Raw genomic sequence first — 11,096 nt, 5'->3', positions numbered from 1 at the left:
TGCGCCGCTAGTGCAGGCAGGCACGAGTCGCGACAGAAGGCGGCGAGGGCGTCGTCGTGCTCCCACAGTCGCATGTTGCCGTGAAAGCGCCCCTGGCCCGCCGATACCTGATAACCGTGATAGCAAGGTCCTGGGGACTCGATGTCGCGCTCGATGGCGGCGGCCAGGGAGGAGAGCCAGGACGCGTCCACGGCGTTGCGTAACACCACGACGCCGTCCTCGCGAAACGCATCGATGATGGACGATTCCAGCGCTTGTTCCATGCGGTTGAGCGACTCGGGCTTCCTGGGCAGCACCCATCATAGCGCTCGCGACGCGGAAACTGCCGCCGCCCCTTCAACTTCCAAGGGTGCCTCCATTAGGCTTGAGCCTGCACACGACCCCGGAGACGGCCATGGAGACCTTCGACTACCTGATCCTCGGCAGCGGCCAGGCCACCGGTACCCTGCTCGGCGACCTACTTCCCCGCGGCGCCCGGGTCGCCGTGGTGGAGGGCAACCAGGTGGGCGGTAGCTGCGTGAACTACGGCTGCACCCCCACCAAGGCCCTCGTCGCCAGCGCCAAGGTGGCGCACCAGACCCGACGCAGCGAGGACTTCGGTGTGATCAGCGGCCCCGTCGCCATCGACTACGAGGCGGTGAAGGCGCGCATGGACCGGATCCGCTTCGCGAGCCGAGACGGCCTCACCGAGTGGATGGAGGGCAGCGACCAGGTCACCCTGGTGCGCGGCTGGGGTCGCTTCGAGGGCCCGAAGACCGTGCGCGTGGGCGATCGCCTGCTCACCGCACCCACCATATTCATCAATACGGGCACCCGCCCGCGCGCACCGGCGCTGGAAGGCCTGGACAGCGTGCCTTGGCTCGACAGCGCGCGCCTATTGGATCTCGAAGCCGTGCCGGAACACCTGCTCGTGCTCGGGGGCGGCTACATCGGGCTGGAGTTCGCGCAGGTCTACCGCCGCCTGGGGGCGAAGGTGACCGTGATCGCGAGCGGCGATCAGCTCATGCCGCGTGAAGATGCAGACGTGGCCGAGGCGCTGCAGCAGATCCTCACGGCAGAAGGGATACGGATTCACCTCGACGCCAGGGCCCATGCCGTCTCGCCGATCACCGACCGGGGCGTGACCCTGCAGTACCGCGAGGGCGACCGCCCCGCCACCGCCGTCGGCTCGCACCTGCTCATCGCCACCGGGCGCGTGCCCAACACCGACCAACTCAACCTCGAGGCCGCGGGCGTGAGCGTCAATGCGCACGGCTACATCGAGGCGGACGACTGCCTGCGCACGCAGGCAGAGGGGATCTTCGCCGTGGGCGACGTCAACGGTCATGGCGCATTCACGCACACGTCGGTCAACGATGCGGAGATCGCCCTCGATCACCTGTTCGACCGGGGCGATCGACGCCTCTCGAGTCGCGTGATCACCTATGCGCTGTTCACCGATCCACCGCTCGGCCGCGTCGGCCTCGCCGAGAAGGAGGCGATCAGCCAGGGCCATCGCGTGTTGAAGGCCACGCGGCTCATGCGCAACATCAGCCGGGCGCGCGAGATGAGCGAGACGGACGGCTTCGTCAAGGTGCTGGTGGATGCGGACTCAGACCTGATCCTGGGCGCATCGATCCTCGGCGTGCACGGTGATGAGGTCATCAACATGTTCGCCACCCTGATCGCCAGCCACCTGCCCTGCCGCAGCTTCCGCAAAACGGTGCTGGTGCACCCCACGGTGTCGGAGCTCATGCCCTGGACCCTGGATAATCTGACTGAGATTGAGTCCGAAGCTCCCTAGCGCCCGCGCGCAAGGGCGCGCAACCGAACGGCGTCGCCGCGGACCGATGCGCCCTCAACTGCTTGAACAGCAGACCCTTCTGGCACGCGACTCAGAACTCGACTGACGAATCAGGTTGGGTGCGGCTCTGCCGTGCGGCGGCCCGCGGGCCGCCCGCCAACCCAATCAACTTGAGTACACGTGAGGTCTTCTGTGACTACAGTCCTGCGCCCCCGCGCCTCGATGTTTCTGCGCCGCGGTGCGCTCAGCCTTCTGACGCCCGCCGCTGCGGCCCTCCTCGTCGCCTGCAGTTCGAGCGATCCCGAACCCTCAGCGCCGGCCGACGCCGCCAACGAGAGCGAAGCGCAGGTCGCTGCCGCACCGGCCGCGGAGCTGGGCAGCTGGGGCGTGGACCTCACGGCCCGCGATACGGCTCAGAACCCCGGCGATAACTTCAACCTGTACGTCAACGGGCACTGGCTGGACACCTTCGAGATTCCCGCCGACCGCGCGCGCTGGGGCATCTTCGACGCCCTGCGCGAGCGCTCCACCGAGCAGGTGCACGCCATCCTCACGGACCTGGCCGAGACCTCCGCCAGCGCCGGCTCCCTGGAGCAGAAGGTGGGCGACTACTTCTCCACCTGGATGGCCGTTGAGCAGATCGACAGCCTCGGCGCCGATCCCCTGCAACCTCACCTGGAGGCCATCGAGGCCATCGCCGACAAGGACGCCCTGCTCGTGGCCCTGTCGGACATCCACGCCACGGCCCCCTTCGGCGTCGGCATCATCCCCGACCCGGCCGACACCACCCGCTACTCGGTGTTCGCTAGCCAAGCGGGCCTCGGCCTGCCGGATCGTGACTACTACCTCCTCGACGACGAGCGCTTCGTCAGCTTCCGCGCGGCCTACCGCGACTACATGATCAAGGTGCAGGAACTCGCCGGCCTCGACGAGCCCGCCGACCGCGCCGACGCCATCATCGACCTGGAGACGCGCCTCGCCGAGTCGCACTGGACCCGCGCCGAGAGCCGCGACATCCAGAAGATCTACAACCCCATGTCCGTGGCCGAGATGACCGAACTGGCCCCGCAGATCACCTGGAGCGTGGTCTTCGACACCCTGGGGCTGGGCGGTGTGGAGCCGGTCGTGGTCGCCCAGCCGACCGCGATGGCAGCTGCCGCCGAACTGTTCGATTCGGTGCCGCTGGAGACCTGGAAGCAATACCTCGCCTTCCACTTCATCCGCACCAACGCGCGACTCCTGAGCAGCGAGTTCGACCAGGCCCACTTCGACTTCTACTCGAAGACCCTGAACGGCATCGAAGCGCAGCGTGATCGATGGAAGCGCGGTTCGGACCTGGTCAACCGCAACCTCGGCGAAGCGGTCGGCAAGCTGTACATCGATCGCCATTTCCCGCGCGAAGCCAAGGAGCAGATGGACGAGCTGGTCGCCAACCTCGTGGCCGCCCTGGAGGAACGCCTGGGCGAGAACGAGTGGATGGACGATGAGACCCGCGACGCCGCCCTGGTCAAGCTCGGCACCTTCGAGCCGCGCATCGGCTACACCACCAAGTGGACCGACTACAGCGACCTCGAGATCGTCGCCGGCGACATGCTGGGCAACGCGCGGCGCATCGACGAGTTCAGCTGGAAGCAGCAGGTGGACCGCCTGGGCGGTGCCGTCGATCGCGAGATCTGGCCCTACCCCCCGCAGACGGTAAACGCATCCTATAACCCGCTGCTGAACCAGATCACTTTCCCCGCCGGCATTCTGCAGGCACCGTTCTTCGACCCCAACGCCGACCCCGCCGTGAATTACGGCGCCATCGGCGCGGTGATCGGCCACGAGATCGGTCACGGCTTCGACGACCAGGGCCGACGCTTCGACGAGGTGGGCCGCATCCGCGACTGGTGGACCCTCGCCGCCGACGCCCGCTTCAAGACCCGCGCCGACACGCTCGTCGCCCAGTACGACGAGTACTCACCGATCGAGGACATGAACGTGAATGGCCGCCTCACCTTGGGCGAGAACATCGGTGACCTCGGCGGCGTCGAGATGGCCTACGCGGCCTATCAACGCTACGTCGCCGAACACGGCGAGCCGCCGGTATTGGACGGCTACACGGGCGAGCAACGCTTCTTCCTCGGCTGGGCCCAGGTGTGGCGCGGCCTGATGCGTGAAGATGCCCTGCGCGAGCAGCTGCTAACGGATCCGCACAGCCCCGCCGCGTACCGCATCAACGGCGTGGTGCGCAACGTGGATGCCTGGTACGAGGCCTTCGAGGTGGGCGAAGAGGACGATCTGTACCTCGCGCCCGACGCCCGCGTGTCCATCTGGTAGTACCGGCACACGCTAAGCGCTGCTGGGTCGCCGCTCGAGTGGCGGCGACCTCTCTCACCTGCAGCGTTCTTCCCGACTTAGGTTCAAACGCTCTGCGCCGCGAGCTCATCGTGGCGACCGAGAGCGCCCTAAGATCTGTCGCGCAACTGAGCTGACGGCTACACTGCCCCAACGACCTCCTTGCCCGGCTCGACACCGCGTTGGCGAGCGGCACGGACCGGCAGGCCGACACGAGTAGCCCATGGCGCGCAGACCGAGAAAGACCCAAGCGTCCGACATGCGGATGGAGGACATCGCCAAGATGGCGGGTGTCGCCAAGTCCACCGTCTCGCGCGCCCTCGCCGACAGCGACCAGGTGTCGGCGTCAACGAAGGCGCGCATCCGCCAGATCGCCAGCGAGTACAACTACCGCCTGAACGTGGCGGCCCGCGACTTCCGCCTACAGCAGACCCGTACGGTGAAGGTCATGGTGCCCCTAGGCGCCGCTGGCCTGCCCATGTTCACCGATCCCTTCGTGATGGAGCTCACCGCATCGCTCGCGGACACGCTGAGCGAGCGCAACTACAACATGCTCCTCTCGAAGATCGCCCTCTCCTCGCCGGAGATGATCCGCGACGCCTTCGACACACGGAACGTGGAAGGGCTGATCGTGATCGGCCAACGCCGCTTCCACAACGATCTGAACGAGATGGCCCAGAGCAAGGTGCCCCTGGTGGTGTGGGGCGCGCACTTTCCCGATCAACTGTATTGCACGGTGGGAAGTGACAACGTAGCGGGCGCCCGCCGGGCGACCGAACACCTCCTGAAGCTGGGGCGCCGACGCATCGCCTTCCTCGGCGACTGCAAGGACGCCGAGCCCAACCTGCGTTTCGATGGTTATCGCTCGGCGCTCGAACGGGCCGGCGTGGCCTTCGACGAATCGCTGGTGATCCCCACGGCCTACGATCGCCTGGCCGGGCACGCCGCGGTGAGCCGCCACATTGAAGACGGCCTGACCTTCGACGCCCTCTTCGGCACCACGGACCTGCTCGCCATGAGCGCAATCTCAGCGCTGCACGACCACGGCTTGAACGTGCCGTCGGACGTGGCCGTGGTCGGCTACGACGACATCACCCTCGCGAGTTACTTCAGCCCCGCGCTCACCACCATCCGCCAGGACATCTCGCGCGCCAGCCAACTCCTGGTCGACAAGGCGCTCAGCATGATCGCGGGGGAAAGCGCCGAATCGGAAACGCTCCCCACGGAGCTGGTGATCCGCAAGTCCTGCGGGGCCATGGGGTAACGCTCACCAGAGCCACACCACCAACACCGCCGAGATCAGCACGATCGCGCCCGCTTGCAGGCGGTAGTTCGCGTACCAGGGCACACCGGCCAGGGAGGTAGACTCCTCGTCGAACTTCTTCGGTGTCCAGAGGTAGTCCTCGATGGACTCGCGCGACGGCGCCTGCGTCGCCAAGCTGACGGCGATCATAGGTACGCAGCAGATCGCGAAGATGATCGGCGCCACGAGCAGGAAGTGGATGCTGGTGATCGCGAGGATCTCGTTCACCAGGAAGAGCGCGACGGCGCTCGCGAGCCCCGTCACGATCGTCGCGAAGGCCCCCTGTGCGTTGGCGCGGGCCCAGAAGGTGCCGAACAGGAACAGGCACACCACCGGCGGCACGCCGTAGGCGAGCACCTTCTGCAGGTACTTGAAGAGCGAGCCGAAGTTCTGGATCTGGGGCGCCCACAGCACGGCGAAGAGCATGAACAGCACGGTCACGTAGCGGCCGACCTTCAGCAGCTGCTCGCTGGAGAGGTTCGGGCGGTGGCGGCGCACGAAGTCCATGGTGACGAGCGTGGACGCGGAGTTCAGGGTCGAGTCGATCTGCGACATCAGGGCGGCCAGGAAACCGGCGAGCACCAGGCCGAGAATCCCCACCGGCAACAGATCGAACATCAGCACGGGGAACACGAGATCCGGTCGCTCGAGCTCGGGGTAGAGCACGATGGCGGCGGTGCCCGGCAGCACCATCAGGAACAGCACGGGCAGCTTCAGGAGTCCGGCGAACAACGCCCCCCAGCGCCCATGGTTCACGTCCTTCGCGCCGAGTACACGCTGCACCATGAACTGATTGGTGCACCAGAAGTAGAAGCCGAGCAGGGGCACGCCGAGCACCAGGCCCAACCAGGGCATGCTGGGATCATCCATCGGTCGAATCAGGCGCAGGCGCTCGGGGTCGACCATCGCCGTGATGTTCTCCCACCCGCCCGCCTCCGCGAAGGCGAAGGTGGCGATGAGCAGGGAGCCGATGATCAGCAACACCGCCTGAATCACGTCCGTGATCATCACCGCGGAGAGGCCACCCACGATCGTGTAGAGCCCCGCCACCAGGGCAAGACCCGCGATCGTCTGCCAGATCGGCAGATCCGGCCAGATCAGCTGCATGATGAGGGCGCCGGCGTAGAGACTGCCTGCCGTGTCGAGCACGATGTTCAAGAACAGCGTGAGCAGGGCGAAGTAGGTGCGTGCCCGGCCGTCGAAGCGCCGCTCGAGGTACTCGGGCATCGTGTAGACCTGGGACTTCAAGTACTGCGGCAGCAGGAACACGGCGAAGAACGCCATTAGCACGGCGGACATCCACTCGTAGTTGTAGACCGAGATGCCCGTGGCGTAAGCGTCGCCCGCAAGGCCCACCAGGGTGGTGCTGGAGATCTGCGAGGCGAACAGGGAGAAGCCGACGAGGGGCCAGACCATGCGCCGACCGGCCAGGAAGTAGTCCTGGGCGTTCTCGTTCTTGCCGGCGAAGGCAAGACCTAAGCCGACCATGAACACGAAGTACACGGCGATGATCACCAGATCGATCGTATGCAGTGCGAAATCCATAGCTCCCCCGTCCGCCTTTCCCGTCCCTGTGGCGCCACCCACTCGGATGGCCAATCCCCCCACGACACGGCCTCAAGGTAACACATCACTCCGCCCATGTCGCAACCGATTGCGTTATACAGAACAATTACTTATAGAAGTTTTTGACAATCGTTGCGGGGATTGCAACAATTTCTCGGGCCCGGGGGAAGTTGCAAGGGCAACCAGGTCGCAGCGCGTCGACCGCAATCAAGTGGGGGAACACATGTTCAACAAGCTAAGTCGGCGACTGCTCGGGTCGCTCGTGGTGCCAGCACTGCTGATCTCGCCCGCCGGGGCCCAGCAGAGCGGCGAAGTGGAGCCGGAGTCGATCCTCGAGGAAGTGATCGTGACGGGCGTGGTCCGCCAGGCCGTCAAGCTCGAGACGAGCGTCTCCATATCGAGCCTCGATGGCGATGAGATCGGCAAGTACTCGCCGCGCGGCATCGCCGAGCTCTACCGCAGCCTGCCCGGTATCCGCTCCGAACCCGCCACCGGTGAAGGCAACGGCAGCATCGCCGTGCGCGGCATCCCGCTCGCCACCGGCGGCTACAAGTACGTGCAGCTGCAGGAAGACGGTCTGCCCATCCTGCAGTTCGGCGACATCATCGTGGGTAACACCCCGAACTTCGTGCGCGCCGACTTCAACCTGGAGCGCATCGAGGCCATTCGTGGCGGCAGTGCCTCCACCCTCGCCAGTGACGCCCCCGGCGGCATCATCAACCACATCAGCCGCACGGGCCGTGAAGACGGCGGCTCTGCGGGCTTGAGCTTCGGCCTCGACTACGACGAACTGCGCTTCGACTTCGGCTACGGCGGACGTATTTCGGACAACTGGTACGGCTTCGTCGGCGGCTACTGGCGCGAGGGCGAAGGCGTTCGCGACGTCGGCTACAACGCCACCACCGGCGGGCAGATCAAGGCCAACATCACCCGCGAGTTCGACCAGGGCTACATCCGTTTTTACTTCAAGCACCTGGATGAAAACCTCGCGACGTACCACAACTTCCCGTCCATCGCCCAACCGGGCGGCGGCTTCGAGCCCTTCGGCGATTGGGACGGCAGCAGCCAGTCCGCCGGCACCATCTTCCGCACCAGCAAGAGCGTGACCGACGCCAACGGCACGCCGATCGTGCGTCGTCCGCGCGATCAGATCGAATCGCGCGTGGATGCCCTGGGCGTGGAGTTCTCCTGGGACTTCACCGATCGCCTGTCCCTCATCAACCGCTTCCGCGTCTCCGACGTGAGCGGCGGCCAGATCTCCGCCCTGCCCTTCGGCGCCGGTGATCTCGGCGTGGCCTCGGACCTCGCCGCCGCCATCTGCAACTGCGACAACCCCTCGGTGGTGTTGGCCGCCGGCCCGAACGCCGGCCAGGCCTACGACGGCCTCGCCCTGCAGTACCTCGAGCTCGACTTCCTCAACGAGAGCCTGAACTTCGTCGTCAACGACCTGCGCGCGAGCTTCGCCGCCACGGACGCGGTGACCCTCACCGGTGGCCTCTATTACTCCCAGCAGGAAATCCGCCAGAACTGGCCCAACTGGGATCGCTTCATCACCACCTTCGACGGCGACAACGCCGTGCCGCTGCTCATCACCGACGGCGACACGGGCGTGGAGTACTCCGACGCCAACGGCACCTTCAGCCGCGGCCTGCTCACGCGCCTGGTGGACCTCGAGTACACCACCATCGCTCCCTTCCTGGACCTCAACGTCGACCTGGACCGCGTCAGCTTCAACGCCAGCGTGCGTCGTGACGAGGTGGACGTGCGCGGCGTGGCCGCCGGTGCCGGTGGCTTCCTCGGCGACACCCTGCCCTGCGACAACAACGGCGACGGCGACACCACCGACCCCCTCGACGTCTGCAGCGTCTCGGACCTGAGCAACGGCACGGTGCACGACTACGACCCCGGCTACACCTCCTGGTCCGTCGGCGGCAACTTCAACATCGCCGATAACCAGGCCGTGTTCGCCCGCGTGAGCGAAGGCGGCGTGATCGTGGCCGACCGCCTCTTCGACGGCGGCGCCGATCGCGTACTGGCGGCCAACGCCGGTATCAGCGACGGCATCGACGACGTGCTTCAGTACGAGATCGGCTACAAGCTGAACCACAACATATTCGATCTATTCGTCACCTTCTTCCGCGCCGAGACCCAGGAGACCCAGTCGGAGGTCACCACGGGCAACGTCTTCGTGCAGGAGTACGAGGCCAACGGCGCGGAGATCGAAACGGTGTTCAGCATCGCCAACGTGCTCGACGTCAACGCCAACTTCACCTGGACAGACGCGGAGATCGTGGACAGCGACACGGCGCCCGAGAACATCGGCAACCGCCCGAATCGCCAGGCCGACTACATCTACACGGTGAACGCCGGCTACAACAACGACCGCTTCTCCGGCGGCCTCACCTTCGTCGGCAGCGGTGACTTCTTCATCGGTGACACGGAGACGATCCAGCAGGATGCGTACACGCTCATCCACGCGTACGCCACCTTCTTCGTCACCGACAAGTTCTCCCTCTCCCTGAACGCCAACAACCTGACCGACGAGTACGTGGCCAGCTTCGGCGAAGGGGGCATCGTGGAGTTTCAGGGTCAGAGCCTCTACGGCGCCGAAGTGCTGAACGGCAGGTCGATCAGCGCCTCCCTGCGCTACGACTTCTGACCGACCCCTGGACGGAGCACCGCGCCTGCGTAAGCCAACTTCCCCTGGACCGGTAGGCACGGTGCTCCTCCTTCAACCAACGAACGACTGACGAGGACTTGCGATGCAGGCAGCGATGCTTGGCAAGGGCGGCTTTACCCTGAACCAACGCGACATCCCCGAGCCCGCCGCCGGCGAGGTGCTGGTGAAGACCATCGGGTGCGGCGTGTGCGGTGGTGATCTTCACACCTACCGCGTCCGCGATCGCCTGCCCCAGGAGCAAACCCTGCTCGGCCACGAGGGCACGGGGACCATCGTCGCCCTGGGGCCGGACGTGACGGACTTCGCCCTCGGTCAGACGGTCACGGCCCTGGGCGGCGCCTACGCGGACTACTTCGTGGCCCCCACCGAGCTGCTGGCCAAGGTGCCCGCCGAGATCGACCCCCTCGCCGCCCTCGGCGAACCGGTCGCCTGCTGCGTCCACGCCAGCGAGCGCTTCGGCGTGCGTGAGGGCGATCGCGTGGCCGTGGTCGGCTGCGGCTTCATGGGCCTGATCTGCCTGCAACTGGCGCGCAACCAGGGCGCGGGCGAGATCATCGCCATCGACCCCATCCCTTACCGCCGCGAGATGGCCGCCCGCCTGGGCGCCCATCGCACCTTGCACCCCGATGAGGTGCAGGTGGAGGACCCTGACGTCGGCCTGGCACAGGTGGTGATCGAAGCCGGTGGCGTGCCGGCCACGCTGGCGCTGTGTACAGATCTCGTCACCCAGCACGGCCGCATCATCATCATCGGCTACCACGAGTCCAACGAGGGCAAGCGCGACGTCGACATGCAGCGGTGGAACTTCAAGGCCATCGACGTGGTGAACGGCCACGTGCGCCGCGACGATGAGAAGCACGCTGCCATGCTGGCGGGCCTCGAGATGATGCGCGCCGGCACCCTGGACACCGCGCCGTTGATCACCTCCTACGCCCTGAACGATGTGGAGCAGGCCTTCGCCGATTTCGGCGCGGCCAAGGAGGGACTGTTCAAAGCGGTCCTGGTGACCGGTGACGATGTCACATGAGGTGCAGCTGATCGCCTACGGCGATCGTCTCGGCGGAGGAACGCTCAAGGACCTGAAAGCCCTCCTCGACGGCCCCCTGGCGGGGCTCTTCGGCGGCCTGCACCTGCTCCCGTTCTACGATTCCATCAGCGGCGCGGACGCAGGCTTCGACCCAACGGATCACCTCGCCGTCGATCCCGTCCTGGGCACCTGGGACGACGTCCGCGCACTCGGCGAGGACGTGCACCTGGTCGTGGACCTGATCGTCAACCACATCTCCTCGAGCTCGTCCCAATTCCAGGATTACCTCGACCATGGGGCGCGCTCGCCCTACGCCGGCATGTTCCTCACGGAGGACGACGTCTACCCGGGCGGGATGCGCGACGTCGACCGCGACGCGCTATTCGTCATCGGCGCCGAC

At 66.2% G+C, this 11,096-nt stretch carries 8 protein-coding genes; 6 read left to right on the top strand and 2 right to left on the bottom strand.

All coding sequences use genetic code 11. The features are described 5' to 3' along the window. Positions 1 to 296, bottom strand: a 296-nt coding sequence (locus tag AAF184_22015; GenBank protein ID MEO0425027.1) for a hypothetical protein, incomplete at its 3' end; no start/stop codon positions are given. 68 nt (positions 297 to 364) lie between these two features. Between AAF184_22015 and AAF184_22010 the strand changes: the two genes are divergently transcribed. The 3 genes from AAF184_22010 (at position 365) to AAF184_22000 (ending at position 5,384) form a co-directional block, all read left to right on the top strand. Further along, positions 365 to 1,783, top strand: coding sequence for a mercuric reductase (locus AAF184_22010; protein ID MEO0425026.1), 1,419 nt, complete (start codon positions 365 to 367; stop codon positions 1,781 to 1,783). Between the two features lie 192 nt (positions 1,784 to 1,975). Then, a complete protein-coding gene (locus AAF184_22005) occupies positions 1,976 to 4,102 on the top strand; it encodes a M13 family metallopeptidase (GenBank protein MEO0425025.1) in 2,127 nt (708 codons plus the stop codon). A 241-nt stretch (positions 4,103 to 4,343) separates the two neighbouring features. Then, positions 4,344 to 5,384, top strand: coding sequence for a LacI family DNA-binding transcriptional regulator (locus tag AAF184_22000; GenBank protein MEO0425024.1), 1,041 nt, complete (start codon positions 4,344 to 4,346; stop codon positions 5,382 to 5,384). 3 nt (positions 5,385 to 5,387) lie between these two features. Here AAF184_22000 and AAF184_21995 read toward each other — a convergent pair whose 3' ends face one another. Continuing rightward, positions 5,388 to 6,968: a sodium:solute symporter gene (locus tag AAF184_21995; GenBank protein MEO0425023.1), complete on the bottom strand. Its 1,581-nt coding sequence runs from the start codon at positions 6,966 to 6,968 to the stop codon at positions 5,388 to 5,390. 244 nt (positions 6,969 to 7,212) lie between these two features. Between AAF184_21995 and AAF184_21990 the strand changes: the two genes are divergently transcribed. The 3 genes from AAF184_21990 to AAF184_21980 form a co-directional block, all read left to right on the top strand. Then, positions 7,213 to 9,648 (top strand): TonB-dependent receptor, encoded by a 2,436-nt coding sequence (locus AAF184_21990; GenBank protein MEO0425022.1) that lies wholly within the window; start codon positions 7,213 to 7,215, stop codon positions 9,646 to 9,648. Between the two features lie 103 nt (positions 9,649 to 9,751). After that, entirely contained in the window at positions 9,752 to 10,696 is a 945-nt protein-coding gene (locus AAF184_21985; protein MEO0425021.1) for a zinc-binding dehydrogenase, read from the top strand. After that, positions 10,686 to 11,096, top strand: a 411-nt coding sequence (locus AAF184_21980) for an alpha-amylase family glycosyl hydrolase (GenBank protein ID MEO0425020.1), incomplete at its 3' end; no start/stop codon positions are given. The genes AAF184_21985 and AAF184_21980, both read left to right, overlap by 11 nt.

This window comes from Pseudomonadota bacterium, from assembly GCA_039815145.1.
GTDB lineage: Bacteria > Pseudomonadota > Gammaproteobacteria > Steroidobacterales > JBCBZW01 > JBCBZW01.
This window is presented reverse-complemented; position numbering and strand designations above follow the sequence as displayed.